Below are 16,176 nucleotides of genomic sequence, written 5' to 3'. Positions count from 1 at the left end.
GATTGCATACAACATATCAAAAACAAAGGCCCACTACATGAGCGGGCCTTTGCAATACGACACCCAGCTTGAATCGCAGGGTACTTCTAACGTTTAGAGCGGGTTCAGCAAACCACCCAGCAAACCGGTCACAGGTGCCAGAACACCTGCACTGCTTGCAGTGCCGTCATCGGTCAAAGGCAGCAAGCCGGTTGGACCAACCACAGCATCCAGCAAGCCGGTGTTGTTAGGCGAGGTCACTGGCAGCAGACCATTCTGGCCAATCACAACATCCAGAACGTCACCACCGCCCAGCAGACTGCCGCCGAGCAAGTCACCGCCCAACAAGCCGGTCACAGGGGCAAGCACATCGCCTCCCAACAGGTCGCCGCCTAGCAGGCCAGTCACAGGAGCCAATAGTTCGCCGCCCAACAGACCGGTCACGGGGGCAAGCAGACCGCCGCCCAACAGACCTGTGCCGCTAGACAAACCATCGTCAGTCAAAGGCAACAACCCGGTCGGACCAACCAGCGGATCGAGCAGGCCGGTATTGTCTGGGGAAGTCAGTGGCAACAGTCCGTTTTGACCAACGACAACGTCCAGCACATCACCACCGCCTAACAGACTGCCGCCACCCAACAGGTCGCCGCCAAGCAAGCCACCTACGACAGGCAGACCACCGAGCAAGTCACCACCCAGCAGGTCGCCGCCAAGCAAGCCACCTACGACAGGCAGACCACCGAGCAAGTCACCACCGAGCAAGTCACCACCCAGCAGGTCGCCGCCAAGCAAACCGCCTACGACAGGCAGACCACCGAGCAAGTCACCACCCAGCAGGTCGCCGCCAAGCAAACCGCCTACGACAGGCAGACCACCGAGCAAGTCGCCGCCCAGCAGGCCACCATCACCCAGCAAACCGCCCAACAAGTCGCCGGTAGGTGCGGTAGATACCAATGGGATCAGACCTGCCGGACCAACCAGTGGGTCAAGCAGCGTATTCACGCCACCAGGAGCACTGGTCAGAGGTGCCAGGCCACTAGGGCCGATAACGGGATTCAGTATGGGTTGCAACAAGCCACCAGCGGTATCACTCACCGTAGCCACCAGATCATCGACCACAGGGGTCACGCCATCCAGGACTGGGGCAACGGGCGCCAGCAAACCATCTACCGTACCCACCACAGGACCCAAACCTGCGAGCAAATCGTCAAGGGTGTGGCCCAGATTAGTCGTTACAGGCACGAGCACGCCAACGGTATCCACAACCGGACCAAGCGTGTCAGCCAATGGTCCAAGCGTGTCACTCAAACCGACTACGGTGGGGCCGAGCGCATCGGACACTACCTGAACCACTTCGCCAACTGCGCCCAATGTCGGGGTCAGCACACCACCCAGAGGGGCAGTCAAGTCAGCGATCACATCACCTACGGGCTCCAGAGCATCGGTGACAGGCAACAACACATCGGCGATGGGGTCAACAATGGGGTCCAGCGCCTGGCCCAGCGGATCGGTCACTGGAGACAAGCCATCCAGAACCGGGTCTATGCCGTTACCGGTACCATCGGCGACAGACTCGAGCAGGCAATCCAGCCCGGTAGCACAAGCAGCTGGACCGCCACCGCCACCGCCACCGCCACCGCCACCGCCACCGCCACCGCCACCGCCACCACCGCCGCCACCACTATCACCTCTGAATAAATTACCACCACTACAACCACTGAGTGCCAGCATGCCCAAAATGAGCGCCAAGCCGGCTACATTGGCAGCCTTTTGCTTCGATTTCATGATTAATGCTCCTGATCTGAGTGATTCAAAATGAATCATCTACATAAAGAAATTTTTTACTCGCTGCGCCACATGAAAAGCAACATACATGCCATTTGCAAAAACTGAAATATTCAGCCTTGCAATCAGGTGAAACCGATGCGTAATACATGTGCACGACAGCAATATCGGCAATGCTTGTTAAAACTTTAGACTTAAGGGGAAATTCATTTCGACGAGCTAACACTATCGAATCAACCATCCAAAGAAAAGCCTACTTCAAGGCTATTGAAATTCTAATATACCCTTAAGCTTAAAACCTAAGTAAATCAACGTATGGAAAAATCCTCGATCTGCAAAGACAGATTGGGATTGTAATAAGGATCGTTGCGCAGCCGATCGCCCCATACTTTCTGCATGTAATCCACCTCACGCCGAAAACGCGCCAGCTTGTCCGGCGTGTCCTCGCGCCCTCTGGTCTTGGATTCGTGGTGGTAGAGCTCCGCGTACGGAGTCCACAGATTACGATACCCGGCCGCACCTACGCGCAAACAAAAATCCACATCATTATAGGCGACCTGCAAGGCGGTTTCATTAAATCCTCCCACCTCATTGAACACCTGCTTGCGCACCAGCAGACAAGCGGCCGTCACGGCGGACAGGTTCTGGACCAGCTGCAGCCGGTCGCAATAGCCGTTTTCGCTGCGATGGAAATATTTATGCGAGTGCCCAGCGATGCCGCCTATGCCGAGAATGACACCAGCGTGCTGCAAGGTGTCGTCATCAAAATAGAGCTTTGCGCCCACACAACCGATCTCGGGACGCAGCACCTGACTCACCATCTCGGTCAGCCAGTCCGGGCTGATCACTTCCGTGTCGTTATTGATGAGACCGATAATGTCACCAAACGCATGATTTACGCCAAAATTGGTCAGTGCGGAATAGTTGAACGGGTAAGGGTAGGGCAACACGCGCACGCGCGCATCTTGTTGCTGCAGCTGGGCGAAATAGTCCAGCGTCTGTGCTTGCACACTTTGATTGTCGAGGATCACCAGCTCGAAATGCTGGTAGCGGGTCTTTTCAAGGATGCTATCCACACAGATACGCAGGATATCCAGCATATCGCGCGTCGGAATCAGCAAGCTCACCAGTGGTTCAGGGGCGGGCACCGGGTATTGAATACGGTAAGCGCCTGCCACTGATCCGGGCCCGACCTTCACTCCATGCTGACCCGCCGCAAGGAAATGCGCCGCGAGTGCCTGCTCGCGGCCCGGCGTTCCGACCGACTCGCTGGCAGCGTGATACAGCACATGCGGAATATGGGTCACGGCCTGCGCTGGCAGGGCCGCGAAATGCTGTAACACCCATCCATCCGCCTCGCGGTACTGCGATGCGGCCGCGCGCAAGGCAAACGGGTCCTGCATGCGACACAACACCGCACGGCCAAGATACGGTTGCGACAAGAACAGATCCGGGCTCCAGTCCGGCTTGAAGCGCGGCGCACAACGTGCATTTTTATCATCGAGACGATCTTCATCGCTGTAGATCAACGCAATGCCAGGCTGAGCCGCCTGCGCGAATTGCTGCAGCGCATGAACGGGCAATCGGTCGCCTGCATGCAACCAACCCAGCCAGCAGCTGCCCGTGTGCGGCACCAGGTCCGCCCATGATGCCGGCTGTGCTAAGCAGTGGATGCGCTCATCCTCCTGCGCCTTCACCCACTCCACCAAGGTGGAGGCCTGCTCCGCCACCTCGGCATGAAGCAACAAGGTCCAATGCGGGTAGGTCTGCGCTTGCAAAGCATGCAGCGTGGCCTGCAACTGCGCAGCCGCGGTGTCAGCACGCACCGTCAACACCCAGACGAGGTTTGCCGTTGCAGGCACCGCAGGCCGTTGCAGGCGCTGTATCGTCAGGGCCTCCACGCGGGATATCCAGTCCGCATAGTGGTGCTGCTCGCCTATGCGACCACTCAAGGGGAAGGTCTGGTCATATAACTGGGTCAGCAACTGTCGCACCGGCACACCCTGCTGGCGCGCCAGCTGCCGCACACTGCGGCGCACCTGGGCTATGGGCTGCTGTTGAAACTGGCGTGATTGCTTGCTGAGCCGCAGACACATGCGGTCATAGGCAAAGAACGCCGGGATAGGTGAAAAATGCAGATGCCGGATGGAGAAGCTGGCATCGCCATCGATCGCCACCAGTCGGGCACCACGTGGCCGTTGATGCAAAAAACACAAACGCTTGACCATGCTGCCATTACGGAACGGCAACACCAGGTCAGGCTCAGCCGCATAGCCATCGCCCATGTCCAGGAACAAGGCAGCATCCGCATGGCGACGGTTGGAAAAGATCTGCAGCTCCACCATGTGCCAGCCGACCTTGGCGACGCGCACGATGTGCGGGATGTCAAAGATGGCAGGTCCGCCGTCGGTCTGCCAGCGAAAACCGGCGATGCCGGACGTGGTCAGTTCACGCACAGGCTGCAAATCCCTGACGTTGCCATTCAACCAGTTGAGCTTCTCGTATTCAAGCTGCAGCGCGCGCGGGATGGCACTGGCCTCGTTCACGCTGTCCAACGGACGCTGCCAGCGCAAACGCAAACCGGCTGACGGTGTCGTCTGGGGCAGATGCAGATAGAGCCCGCTACACGCATGGGGGATATATAGCGGCACTCGCTGTGACCCAGCCACCAGCGTCAGTTCGATATGGATATCCGCGTGCCCATGACGCTGGTAATGCAAGGTTGCCAACAGGTCAGCATGGCTATGCATCCAGCACCAGTACCAGCGCCCGCCGCCACGCCACAAGGCGGGCCTGCCAAGCTGGAACACCAGCTTGTCTGTGTCGTGCTGATGGCGATGACGTACTGGCATCAGGGCACGCCAGTAGGCAGGCAGAAAAACGAAACGCAGCCGGTTGATCGCAGTGGCTATCAATGGGTAGGCGACGACGCGACGCCAGCCTTGCTGGGCCAGCCAGACGGCCGTGCGGGAGGACGCGGCCCACCATGAAACCTGTTCATTCGAGGTGGAATGCTTCATGCAGCCTCGCTTGCTACAGGCTCGCTTGCTACAGGCAAAAGTCGACATGGAAGTGTGGCGTGGAGCAGCGGCCAGCAGTAGGAAGACCTAAGAGGAACCATGCCTGAGTACATGAACGCGGTGATGGGGTGATGGCTATTCATACTGATAGCTAAGCATACTACAAGCTGGCTGCGCTGCCGCAATCCGACCTGGTTGCTGGTTCGCCCGCATGCCTGCAGTGCACGCTGGCAAGCCGCCGCATGGCCGGCTCAGTCACCATCATCAGGCGCGTCATCACCTGCTCAGCGCAACAGATGACCGAGGCCGACCAGGCCGAACCCCAGGATCAAGCCACCGCTCAGACGCCGCAGCCAGGCCTGTTGCAGCCAGCCCTTGATGCGTGCTGCGGCCAGCCCCATGCCCAGCAGCGCGGGCAAAGTCCCCAAGCCGAAGGCCAGCATCAGCGCCATGCCTTGCAGCGGGCTGGCGCTGGCCATGGCCACCACCAGCACACTGTAAACCAGCCCGCAAGGCAACCAGCCCCACACGGCACCCACGGCAAAGGCTTGCGGCAGCGAGCGTACCGGCAGGCAGCGCTTGCCCAATGGTTGCAGCCAGCGCCAGACCTGACTGCCCAGACGCTCCAGCCAGGTCAGGCCATGCCAGACACCGGCCAGGTACAAACCCAGCAGTATCAGCATCAGATTGGCCAGCCCGTACAACACCCTCTCGATCGGCAGGATATGCTGGACGAACACCGTGCTGGCGCCCAACAGGCCAGCCAGAAAACCAGCCAGCGCATAGCTGCTGATACGACCAAGATTATAGGACAACAGGAACGGCAGCCTGGGACGCTGGCCAGGCAAGGTCATGCTGACAGCGCCCACGATCCCGCCGCACATGCCGACACAGTGCCCGCCACCCAGCAAGCCCACCAGCAAGGCCGATAACAGAGAAAGTTCAGGCATGATCCAGCGCCTGCAGACGTTCACGCAAGCGCCACAGCAGCAGCAGCCCCGGCAGCGCGATCAGAAACGTCAGGCCAAAGAACGTCACCCAGCCTATGGATTCCACCAGATAGCCGGACACGGGCCCCACATACACGCGCCCTACCGCAGCCAGTGCCGACAACAAGGCGAACTGGCTGGCCGTGAACCGGGGGTTGCACAAGGCCATCAGCAAGGCAACGAAAGCGGCGGTGCCCATGCCGCCGGCCAGGTTCTCGATGCCCACCGCCAGCGCCATGATCCAGTAACTTTTGCCCACTGCGGCAAGCCACATAAACGTCAGATTAGACACCGCCTGCAGAATGCCGAACAGCAGCAAGGAGCGAAACAAGCCCAAGCGTATCATCAAGGTTCCACCCACCACCACGCCCACCAGCGTGGCGATCAAGCCCATGCCCTTATTGATGGCCCCCACTTCCGTCGCCGTGAACTCGACGCCACGGATCAAAAATGCGGTGGTCAGGGAGCCTGCGAAGGCATCACCCAGTTTGTAGAGCACGATCAATAGCAGCAAGGCCCAGGCACCATGGCGCGAGAAGAATTCACGCAAAGGCTCCACCACGGCTTCGGCCAGCGTGCGTGGCGGCGTGATCTGTGTCTCCGGCTCGGGGCCGAACAGGGTGGCGGCGATGGCGCCCAGCATCAGCAGGGCCATCAGCCAATAGGTCTGCTGCCAACCGATGAGGTCAGACAGGATCAGGGCCAGTGCGCCCGACACCAGCATCGCCAGGCGGTAGCCCAGCACCGAGACCGCCGCCCCGATGCCGCGCTCAGCCGGGCGCAAGACATCAGCCCGGTAGGCATCGAACACCACATCCTGCGAGGCGGAACTGAACGCCACCAGTACCGCCAATCCCGCCAGCGCCCAGGGCATGTTGACCGGGTCCATGGCACCCATCGCCGCGATGCCCAGCGCCAGCAGTAATTGGGTCGCCGCGATCCAGCCGCGTCTGCGTCCCAGCAAAGGCGGCACGAAGCGGTCCATCAGCGGCGACCAGAGGAATTTCCAGGTATAAGGCAGACCAACCAGCGTGAAGATACCGATGGTGGCGAGATCCACCCCTGCCACCGTCATCCAGGCCTGCAAGGTGCCACCGGTCAGCGCCAAAGGCAGGCCGGAGGAAAAGCCAAGCAGAAAGATCACCGCCACGCGGCGGCTACGGAAAATTTCCAGATAGGAGGTCATGACGCGTGCAGTCCAGTGAAATCGCGAGCTAACAGCATGATAGCGGATGGCCGCCATTCCCGCCTGCCTGCTGCAAATCGGCAGGCCAAACGCGCATTCTGTAAGCCTGACGCACGTGCGGCGACCAATGGCAACATCAAGGAGATTCCCCATGCGCCCTCTGTCCAGCCTCAACCTGATCGCCCTGAGCCTGCTTGCCCTGCCCTTGATCACACAAAGTGGTCAGGCCTACGCTGAATGCAGCGCCGCTAGCGGCGACCAGCGTGTGCCCTTGGTGGAGCTGTATACCTCCGAAGGCTGCAGCAGTTGCCCGCCCGCCGATAAATGGCTGAACAGCCTGCGCAGCTCCGGCTTCGACCAGAACAAGGTGATCCCGCTAGCCTTCCATGTGGACTATTGGGATTACATAGGCTGGAAGGACCCCTACGCCAGCCCACGCTACTCGGCCCGTCAGCGCCTAGCGGCCGCTCGCGGCGGCGCAGGCTTCGTCTACACACCGCAAATCATGTTGAACGGACGCGACTACCGTGGCTGGAGTCGCGATAGCCAGTTCACGCGTGACGTGAACGGCACGCTGAAGCAAGCCGCACGCGCCAGGCTTGGCATTCGCATCAGCCAGCTGCCTTCCGGCGAACTCGGCCTCAAGACCAGCGCCAGCGTTGCCCCAGGCAACGATGCCAAACAGGCGGAATTGTTCGTCGCCGTGTATGAGAACAGCTTGCGCAGCAGCATCAAGGCGGGCGAGAACGCAGGCCGCGAGCTCACGCATGACCATGTGGTACGCGAGTGGATGGGGCCGTTCAGCCTGGACACGGCAGATAAAACACTGGAAAAACTACTGATCCTGAATGCCGGTTGGCAGCAGCGTGATGCCGGTATCGTGGTCTTCGTGCAGGACCGTGGCAATGGGGACGTGTTGCAAGCGCTGGCCATGCCACTGTGTAAATCATGAGCAGTTTGTGCTCAATGTGTTGGCCTAGATGTCTAGGCCTAGATGTCAGGGTCTGGATATCAAGGAATGCGCAGCTGCTGAAAGGCAGTAATATCCAACACTAGCCAATCCAGCGATCATGGCACTGAACTGTCGCCTGCGTGGCAGACGCTGATCACGTAACCCTGATCACGTATAGAACTCACGCATAAAATTCACCTATAGAACCGACAGATCAAGCCTTGCTCCAGCCAGTTTGCCAGCAAGCGTGCCGCCACCATCACCGTTTCGTTATCGTCGGCCTCGGCATGCGAAGCCACACCATCACAGATCTCGGCGAAGCTGGCACCGCGTTGCAACAGCGTAAATGCACATGCTTCGACCGCGTCCAGGCTGCAAAAATGAGCGTCCAGCTGCTGACGCCAGATCAGGCAAGACTCCGCCTGATCCAGCATCACGGGACTAGGAGGCACCTGCTCCTGATTCAGTGCGTGCCACACGGCGATGGTGTTCCATCGCAAAGGCAGTTGACGCACCGATGGTTGCAACTCAAAACGCAATCCAGCCCAATCCTCAGCAGGCACTGCGGCCAGATCAGCCAATTGCAGCAAGGCGGTGTCGGCTGCATCGAAGGCATGCGCCAGTTGCCACTCAAAATCAGCCAGTTCGGCAGCGACCGGATGCTGTGGCAATGCCGTGCCCAGATAGTCAGCCAGCTCAGCGCCATACCAGCGCAGATTGCGGAACGCTGAAGGATATTGCGCCACATAGCCCTGGGCCAGTTGTTGAAACAGCGTATCCCCCAGCAACTTGAACAAGATGGGATAACTGGTGGCCAGCGCTTCGATGAGCCGCAAGCGGTAAGCGTCGTGATAAATAGCGAGACGGCGCGACGCGCTGATCTTGCCATCGGCCTGTATACGGCGCTCAAAATCCACCGCCAGTGTGCTACCACCGAGATAAGACTGAAAAGCGGATTGCAACTCGGCCAGCTGGCTCATACGCTCATGGCCATCGGCAAACCCAGCTTGCTTGAAAGATCCGCTTGCTGCCATGGGAGTGGATGATTCAAATAGGGCTGCGCGATCTGACGTGCCTTAGCCAGCTCTTCAACCAGCTCGATCAGCGGAGGTATCTGGTCATCGCGCTCTATCATGGTGGCGACCGGCCCCAGATGTGCCAGCGCATGCGCATACAAGTCCCATACCGGATCGATCACCGGCGCATCGTGCGTGTCGATGATGTAGTCGCCGTGATGATGGTGTCCGGCCAGATGGATCTGCTGTACGCGCTCGGCCGGCACGCCAGCGATGAAATCGCGCGGGTCGAACGCATGGTTATAGCTGCTGACATAGATATTGTTCACGTCCAGCAGCAACAGGCAGTCTGCCTGCTCGCAAACCAGCGAGATAAACTCCCACTCGCTCATGCAGGAATCCACATAACTCGCGTAGCTGGAGACGTTCTCCAGCAGGATGCGTCGCCCCAGCAGGTCCTGAACCTGACGTACGCGGCTGGCCACGTGATAGGCCGTTTCTTCGGTGTAAGGCAGTGGCAGCAGGTCATGCATGTTCTGACCGTGGATGCCGGTCCAGCACAGGTGATCGGAGATCCAGGCTGGCTCGATGCGGTCGGCCAGTGTGCGCAGATCACGCAGATAATCGAGATCTAGCGCATCGGTAGAGCCGATGGACAAGGACACGCCGTGCATGACCATGGGATAACGGGCACGCAGGCGATCCAGATAATGCAGCGGCTTGCCGCCCGGGATCATGTAGTTCTCGGAGATGATCTCCAGCCAGTCGATGGCGTGATCATCATCAAGCAAGGCCTGATAATGCGGTGTGCGCAAACCCAGGCCGAAACCCAGGAAATCATCCGTCAAGGGATGCGGTGGCGAAGTGATCATGGCTTGAATATGAAAGATGGGGTACCAGGATCCGGGGGCACAAGGCCGGCCCGGATGCAGGCACCCCGCCAGACTTAGATGATCTTGCCACCCTTGGAGGTGCATTCCGCTGCCGTCATGCTCAGGAAGCCATGGCCTTTACAGGCGTTCTGGCCTTTGCAGGCGTTTTCTGCGGTCTTGCAGTCACTGGTGCCCTTACAGGAATTCAGGCCAGCGCAATGGACTTTGGCAGACGTGCTGGCGGTATTGGTGCCGGTACTGGCACAGCCTGCCAGGATCAGCGCAGCAGCGCCGAGTGCGATCATGGTGCCTTGACGTACCTTGGATTGGGTTTCGGTCGACATGGAATGTCCTCTCTTGATTTGATATGGATGGGATGAACCGGTCGCAGCCTGTGGCCGCCGCTTCATCATCGAAAGAGTCACACCCACACAGGCGCCAACTCACGACTTTCATCAGTCGCAGTCAGCCTCAGGGACTTACAATTATTTTGAGCAAGAGGAGTAAAACAGATGTGACGTTCAGGTCAGCAACACCAGCAGGCTGCCCGCGATCATCACCAGACTGGCCAGCAGCCTTCTGATGACATGTGGCTCGCGGAATATTCGATAACCCAGCAACACCTGCAGCAGCATGCCCATCTGGAACAGAGCCAGCGCATAGGCCACCAGCATCTGCGACAGCAACACCAGCGTGCAGTACTGCATGACGAACACAGTCACGCCCACCACCAGCACCCGTCCCGGATGTTGCTGCAACTCCTGCACACCCTGCTTGAGCGTGCTCTGTCCGAACGCGGCATTGGCCAGCAACAGCATGGGCAAGCCGCTCAGACACCAGAAAATGAGCGTGGTCAGCGCATCGCTGGCCAGCAAGGCCCCCTTCAGGAACAGGGTACCGATAGAAAACAGCAGGATGGAAGCAAAGCGCGCCTGCACGCCTTTGTCGCGCCATAACAACTGCCAGCGTGCCGTCCCCGCCTTGGCGGCAGGCATCAGCAAAAAGCTGCCGCCTACGATGATGGTTACCCCTGCTAGTCCCTGCAGGCTGGGAACCTCATGCAGGAACACCAGCGCCAGCAACATGGAGGCCACCACTTTATAGGCGTTGAGCGGCCCGAAGATGGACAGATCGGTTCTGGACAGTGACAACACCAGCAGCAACCAGCCGCCCACATCGAACAAGGACGCCAGTGCGATGTTCCACCAGAAGGTGAACGCCAGATCTCCCGCTGGCAGCCAGAACACCCAGGGCAAAGCCAGCAGCGCCAGCCCGTAATAAGTACCGACCACGATCAGGTAGGGATGCAAACCAAACCCGGCCAGCTGCTTCTGTATCACGTTGGAGAAGGACGAGAACAGGATGCGTCCACCCACCAGCACTAATTCCACACAGCACTTTCAGTAGCGCCGCTGGCGCCATACAAGCAGTTCATCAAGCGATCACACTGCGTAATCAACGATCAGCGGGGCATGGTCGCTAAAACGCTCCGCTTTGTAGATGCTGGCACTGCGCGCCAGCGCCGCGATGCCCGGCGTGGCGATCTGGTAATCGATACGCCAGCCCACGTTCTTGGCCCAGGCCTGGCCGCGGTTACTCCACCAGGTGTAACAATCGTCGGTGGTCTCCGGATGCAGGCTGCGGTACACATCCACCCAGCCCACACTGTCGAACAACTCGGTCAGCCAGGCCCGTTCTTCAGGCAGAAAGCCGGAGTTCTTCTTGTTGCCTTTCCAGTTCTTCAGGTCGGCTTCCTTGTGTGCGATGTTCCAGTCGCCGCACACGATCACTTCGCGTCCACTGGCTTTCAGCGCCTGCAAGTGCGGCAGAAAACGCGCCATCACGCTGAACTTGAAGGCCTGACGCTCTTCGCCGCTGGAACCGGACGGCAGATACAGCGACACCACACTGAGCGGCCCGACTGGCGTGTCGTTGAACTGCGCTTCCAGATAACGGCCTTCGTTGTCGATATCCGCGATGCCCAAGCCCTGGACCAGCACATCGGGCTGACGCTTTGCGTAGACGCCCACACCGCTGTAGCCCTTCTTCTCGGCATAGTGGAAATAACCCTGATAGCCGTCCGGGTTGTGCATCTGGGCGGTCATGTCGGCCGCCTGTGCCTTGATCTCCTGCATGCAGACGATGTCCGCCTGCTGGCCAGCCAGCCAAGGGTAATAGCCTTTGCTAGTGGCAGAACGGATGCCGTTGAGGTTTAACGATATAATGCGCAAGATCAATTTCTCATTTCATGTCATGAACGATTTCACTCAGGATTTCATCCGTTTCGCCATTCAAAAGCAAGTGCTGCGCTTTGGCGAATTCAAGACCAAGGCAGGCCGCCTGAGTCCGTATTTTTTCAATGCCGGCTTGTTCAATGACGGCGAAAGCCTGATGAAACTGGGTGAGTTCTACGCCGCTGCCATTCTTAAATCCGGTCTGCAGATCGACATGCTGTTCGGCCCGGCGTACAAAGGCATCACGCTGGCGGCCAGCATCAGCATCGCACTGGCCCGCCAGGGTCGCAATCTGCCGTATGCCTACAACCGCAAGGAAGCCAAGGACCACGGCGAAGGCGGCAGCATCGTGGGGGCACCGCTGGCGGGACGTGTGCTGATCGTGGATGACGTGATCTCGGCCGGCACTTCGGTACGTGAATCGGTGGACATCATCCGTGCGGCTGGCGCGACGCCCGCCGGCGTGGCCATCGCCATCGACCGCCAGGAACGTGGCCTGGGTGCTTTGTCAGCAGTGCAGGAAGTGGAACAGACCATCCCGGTCATCAAGATCGCCACTCTGGCGGATTTGATCCGCTACCTGGACGATGCACCAGAACTGGCGGGCTTCAAACCTGCGGTACAAGCCTACCGCGCACAATACGGCGTGGTCTGACCAATACGGCTTGGCCTGAATAGCCCGTCATTCCAGTGCAGGCTGGAATCCAGAGAATCAGAATTATCTAAACCCTACCTGGATCCAGGCCTGCGCCGGGATGACGCGTCTGAAAATCGACACTTGGTTAGCCGTCACACATGCACTGGCTGCCAATAAACAACTGCTGGGGCGGCGCGCTTTGGATCTTCATCCTGGATTTTCCATCCTGGATTTCTAAAACACGGGGCACGTCCGGATAGCGACAGTGACTAGCCCAGCTTCTTCTTCAATATCTCGTTGACCTGCGCCGGATTGGCCTTGCCCTTGGAGGCCTTCATGGCCTGCCCCACCAGCGCGTTGAACGCTTTCTCCTTACCTGCACGGTATTCTTCGACCATGGCAGCGTTGGCGGCCAGCACGCCGTCGATGATGGCTTCGATGGCACCGCTATCGGTCACCTGCTTCAAACCCTTGCTGTCGATGATGCTGTCCGCCTCGCCCTCGCCCGCCCACATCGCTTCGAACACTTCCTTGGCGATCTTGCTGGAGATGGTGTTGTCGGCGATACGCTTCAACAGGCCCGCCAATTGGGCTGGCAATACCGGTGACGCGCTGATGTCGAGATCGGCTTCATTGAGCTTGGCTGCCACGCCACCCATCACCCAGTTGGCGGCCAGCTTGGCTTCGCCACCGAAGGCCGCCAGTGTAGCGGTGAAATAATCGGCGATGGCACGCGCGGCTGTCAGCGCCGATGCGTCATAGGCAGAAAGGCCGAACTCGGCTTCAAAGCGCGCTTTCATGGCTTGCGGCAGTTCCGGCATATCAGCACGCACAGCGTCCTTGTCCGCTTCACTGATCACCAGTGGCAACAGATCCGGGTCCGGGAAATAACGGTAATCGTTGGCTTCTTCCTTGGAGCGCATGGCACGCGTTTCGCCGGTATCCGGATTGAACAGCACCGTGGCTTGCTGGATGGTGCCGCCGTCTTCCAGGGTTTCGATCTGCCAGCGGGTCTCGTATTCAATCGCCTGCTGCATGAACTTGAACGAGTTGAGGTTCTTGATCTCGCGGCGCGTACCCAGCGTGTCGGTTCCCTTGGGGCGCACCGACACGTTGACGTCGCAGCGGAACGAGCCTTCCTGCATATTGCCGTCGCAGATGCCTATCCATTGCACCAGTTCATGCAGTTTCTTGGCATAAGCCACCGCTTCAGCGGCTGAACGCATGTCCGGCTCGGTGACGATCTCCAGCAATGGCGTACCGGCACGGTTGAGGTCGATACCGGACATGCCTTCCACCGCACCATGCACGGATTTGCCAGCATCTTCTTCGAGGTGGGCACGCGTGATGCGGATGACCTTCTCGGTATCGCCAAGCTGGATGGTCAGCGCGCCTTTACCCACCACAGGCAGCTCATACTGGCTGATCTGATAGCCCTTGGGCAGGTCCGGGTAGAAATAATTTTTACGTGCGAACACCGAACGCGGCGCGATCTCGGCATTGACGGCCAGACCGAACTTGATGGCGCAACGCACCGCTTCCTGATTCAGCACCGGCAGCACGCCGGGCAGCGCGATGCTGACTTCACAGGCTTGCGTATTCGGGGCCGCGCCATAGGTGGTCGAAGCGCCCGAGAAGATCTTGGAGTTGGTTTTGAGCTGCGTGTGCGTTTCCAGCCCGATGACGACTTCCCATTCCACCTTAAACACCCTCCGGCATGCGCGTATGCCAATCCGTGACCTGCTGATAGGCATGGCCGATATCCAGCATGCGTGCCTCATCAAAATAATTACCGATCACCTGCAAGCCGACCGGCAGGGCTTTGCCTTCCACCTCGGCAAACCCGGCCGGGATGCTCATGCCGGGCAGGCCGGCCAGGTTGACGGCGATGGTGTACAAATCTTCCAGATACATGGCCACCGGGTCATCCGCCTTTTCTCCGGAGCGGAACGCGGTGCCGGGGGCGGTCGGGCCCATGATCACATCGCACTGCGTGAACGCGGCGGCGAAGTCATCGGCGATCAGGCGGCGGATCTGCTGTGCCTTGAGGTAATAGGCATCGTAGTAACCGGCACTCAATACATAGGTGCCGATGAGGATGCGACGCTTCACTTCCGCACCGAAGCCCTGCGCACGCGACTTGCAGTACATGTCCATCAGGTCGGTGTATTCAGGCGCACGGTAGCCATAACGCACCCCGTCGTAGCGCGACAGGTTGCTGGAGGCTTCTGCGGGCGCCAGCACGTAATACACTGGGATGGACAGACGCGTGTTGGGCAGGCTGATGGCGACGATCTCGGCACCCAGCTTGCGGTATTCATCGATGGCCGCTTGCACCACGCTACTGACTTGCGCATTCAGGCCGTCGGCGAAGAATTCGCGCGGCAGGCCGACCCGCAGGCCTGCCAGCGGCTTGTCGCCGGTCATGGCGGGCAAACCACGCGTGTAGTCTTCCTTGTCGCGCTGCAGACTGGTGGAGTCACGCGCGTCGAAGCCGGTCATGACGTTCATCATCAACGCCATGTCTTCACAGGACTTGGCCATGGGGCCAGCCTGATCCAGTGAGGAGGCAAAGGCGATCATGCCGTAACGCGACACCAGACCATAGGTGGGCTTGAGTCCGGAAAAGCCGCACAAGGAAGCAGGCTGACGGATGGAACCACCGGTGTCGGTACCCGTCGCTGCGGCACACAGGCGCGCAGCCACGGCCGCCGCAGAGCCACCCGAGCTGCCACCCGGCACGCGGCTGCGGTCCCAGGGGTTCTTAACGCCACCAAAATAAGAGGTTTCATTGGAGGAGCCCATCGCAAACTCGTCCATATTGGTCTTGCCCAGGTTGACGGCACCCGCTGCATCGAAGCGCTCGATGACCCCGGCATCGTAAGGGCCGATGAAGCTCTCCAGCATCTTGGAACCGCAGGTGGTCTGCCAGCCCTTGGCGACGAAGATATCCTTCTGCGCGATGGGGATGCCGGTCAGCGGCTCGGCGGTGCCTGCGGCGATGCGCGCATCGGCAGCGGCGGCCTGGGCCAGCGTACGCTCACGGTCCAACGCGATGTAGGCATTGATGTCCGGGTTGTGCTGATCGATGCGATCGAGGAACTCCGTGGTCATTTCCACGCTGGAGATCTGTTTGCTGGCGAGCATCGCCCCCAGCTGTTTCAGGCTGTTGTTGATCATGTTTCGGGACTACTCGATGACTTTAGGGACGAGATACAATCCATCTTCCACTGCCGGGGCAATGGACTGGAACAGCGCGCGCTGATCGGTTTTGGTGACCAGGTCGGGGCGCAGGCGCTGCGTCACATCCTGCGAGTGTGACATGGGCACGATGCCCGTGGTGTCCACTGCCTGCATCGCTTCGATGAGGCCCAGAATGCCCGACAGTTTATGCAAAGTCACTTCCGCCTCGGCATCACTGACTTCGATACGGGCCAGTGTCGCGATACGTTTGATGTCAGAAATACTCAAGGACATTTATCCACCTGAATCTTAATCTTCAATAG

At 59.4% G+C, this 16,176-nt stretch carries 14 protein-coding genes; 2 read left to right on the top strand and 12 right to left on the bottom strand.

The window, feature by feature from the left end:
- Positions 1-93 precede the first annotated feature (93 nt).
- From ED236_RS11820 to ED236_RS11800, 4 genes are all read right to left on the bottom strand, one after another.
- Positions 94-1,764: a hypothetical protein gene (locus ED236_RS11820; RefSeq protein WP_193726108.1), complete on the bottom strand. Its 1,671-nt coding sequence runs from the start codon at positions 1,762-1,764 to the stop codon at positions 94-96.
- A gap of 308 nt (positions 1,765-2,072) precedes the next feature.
- Positions 2,073-4,784, bottom strand: a complete 2,712-nt coding sequence (locus ED236_RS11810) for a glycosyltransferase family 2 protein (protein ID WP_162299624.1) — start codon at positions 4,782-4,784, stop codon at positions 2,073-2,075.
- Positions 4,785-5,068: 284 nt separating this feature from the next.
- The gene (locus tag ED236_RS11805) at positions 5,069-5,734 is read right to left on the bottom strand and encodes a sulfite exporter TauE/SafE family protein (protein WP_123238191.1); all 666 of its coding nucleotides are present in this window, start codon (positions 5,732-5,734) and stop codon (positions 5,069-5,071) included.
- Complete coding sequence (locus ED236_RS11800; RefSeq protein ID WP_123238267.1) at positions 5,727-6,959, bottom strand: AmpG family muropeptide MFS transporter; 1,233 nt, start codon at positions 6,957-6,959, stop codon at positions 5,727-5,729. The genes ED236_RS11805 and ED236_RS11800 overlap by 8 nt, the downstream gene beginning before the upstream one ends.
- 151 nt (positions 6,960-7,110) lie before the next feature.
- Between ED236_RS11800 and ED236_RS11795 the strand changes: the two genes are divergently transcribed.
- Complete coding sequence (locus ED236_RS11795) at positions 7,111-7,911, top strand: DUF1223 domain-containing protein (protein ID WP_123238190.1); 801 nt, start codon at positions 7,111-7,113, stop codon at positions 7,909-7,911.
- Positions 7,912-8,105: 194 nt separating this feature from the next.
- Here the strand turns inward: ED236_RS11795 and ED236_RS11790 are convergent, their stop codons facing one another.
- The 5 genes from ED236_RS11790 to ED236_RS11770 form a co-directional block, all read right to left on the bottom strand.
- Entirely contained in the window at positions 8,106-8,891 is a 786-nt protein-coding gene (locus tag ED236_RS11790; RefSeq protein ID WP_162299623.1) for an HvfC/BufC N-terminal domain-containing protein, read from the bottom strand.
- Positions 8,888-9,799, bottom strand: coding sequence for an MNIO family bufferin maturase (gene bufB / locus ED236_RS11785; protein WP_193726107.1), 912 nt, complete (start codon positions 9,797-9,799; stop codon positions 8,888-8,890). The genes ED236_RS11790 and bufB overlap by 4 nt, the downstream gene beginning before the upstream one ends.
- Positions 9,800-9,873: 74 nt before the next feature.
- Positions 9,874-10,143, bottom strand: a complete 270-nt coding sequence (gene bufA2 / locus ED236_RS11780) for a BufA2 family periplasmic bufferin-type metallophore (protein WP_123238188.1) — start codon at positions 10,141-10,143, stop codon at positions 9,874-9,876.
- A gap of 177 nt (positions 10,144-10,320) precedes the next feature.
- On the bottom strand, positions 10,321-11,190 hold the full coding sequence (locus tag ED236_RS11775) for an EamA family transporter (protein ID WP_123238187.1): 870 nt from the start codon (positions 11,188-11,190) through the stop codon (positions 10,321-10,323).
- A gap of 51 nt (positions 11,191-11,241) precedes the next feature.
- Complete coding sequence (locus ED236_RS11770; RefSeq protein WP_123238265.1) at positions 11,242-12,030, bottom strand: exodeoxyribonuclease III; 789 nt, start codon at positions 12,028-12,030, stop codon at positions 11,242-11,244.
- Here ED236_RS11770 and pyrE point away from each other — a divergent pair.
- Positions 12,023-12,688 (top strand): orotate phosphoribosyltransferase, encoded by a 666-nt coding sequence (gene pyrE / locus ED236_RS11765; protein WP_420820425.1) that lies wholly within the window; start codon positions 12,023-12,025, stop codon positions 12,686-12,688. The two genes, ED236_RS11770 and pyrE, sit on opposite strands and share 8 nt — an antisense overlap.
- A 251-nt stretch (positions 12,689-12,939) precedes the next feature.
- On the opposite strand, the gene gatB is transcribed toward pyrE, so the two are convergent.
- Genes gatB through gatC form a run of 3 tightly spaced genes read right to left on the bottom strand, consistent with a single transcriptional unit; the run spans position 12,940 to position 16,147 of the window.
- On the bottom strand, positions 12,940-14,370 hold the full coding sequence (gene gatB, locus ED236_RS11760) for an Asp-tRNA(Asn)/Glu-tRNA(Gln) amidotransferase subunit GatB (RefSeq protein ID WP_123238263.1): 1,431 nt from the start codon (positions 14,368-14,370) through the stop codon (positions 12,940-12,942).
- A gap of 1 nt (position 14,371) precedes the next feature.
- Positions 14,372-15,850, bottom strand: coding sequence for an Asp-tRNA(Asn)/Glu-tRNA(Gln) amidotransferase subunit GatA (gene gatA / locus ED236_RS11755; protein ID WP_123238186.1), 1,479 nt, complete (start codon positions 15,848-15,850; stop codon positions 14,372-14,374).
- A gap of 9 nt (positions 15,851-15,859) precedes the next feature.
- Positions 15,860-16,147: an Asp-tRNA(Asn)/Glu-tRNA(Gln) amidotransferase subunit GatC gene (gatC, locus tag ED236_RS11750; protein ID WP_123238185.1), complete on the bottom strand. Its 288-nt coding sequence runs from the start codon at positions 16,145-16,147 to the stop codon at positions 15,860-15,862.
- Positions 16,148-16,176: the final 29 nt, after the last annotated feature.

It is taken from the genome of Pseudomethylobacillus aquaticus (assembly GCF_003730115.1).
GTDB lineage: Bacteria > Pseudomonadota > Gammaproteobacteria > Burkholderiales > Methylophilaceae > Pseudomethylobacillus > Pseudomethylobacillus aquaticus.
The sequence above is the reverse complement of the archived record's forward strand: the minus strand, read 5'-3'. Positions and strand labels throughout refer to the sequence as shown.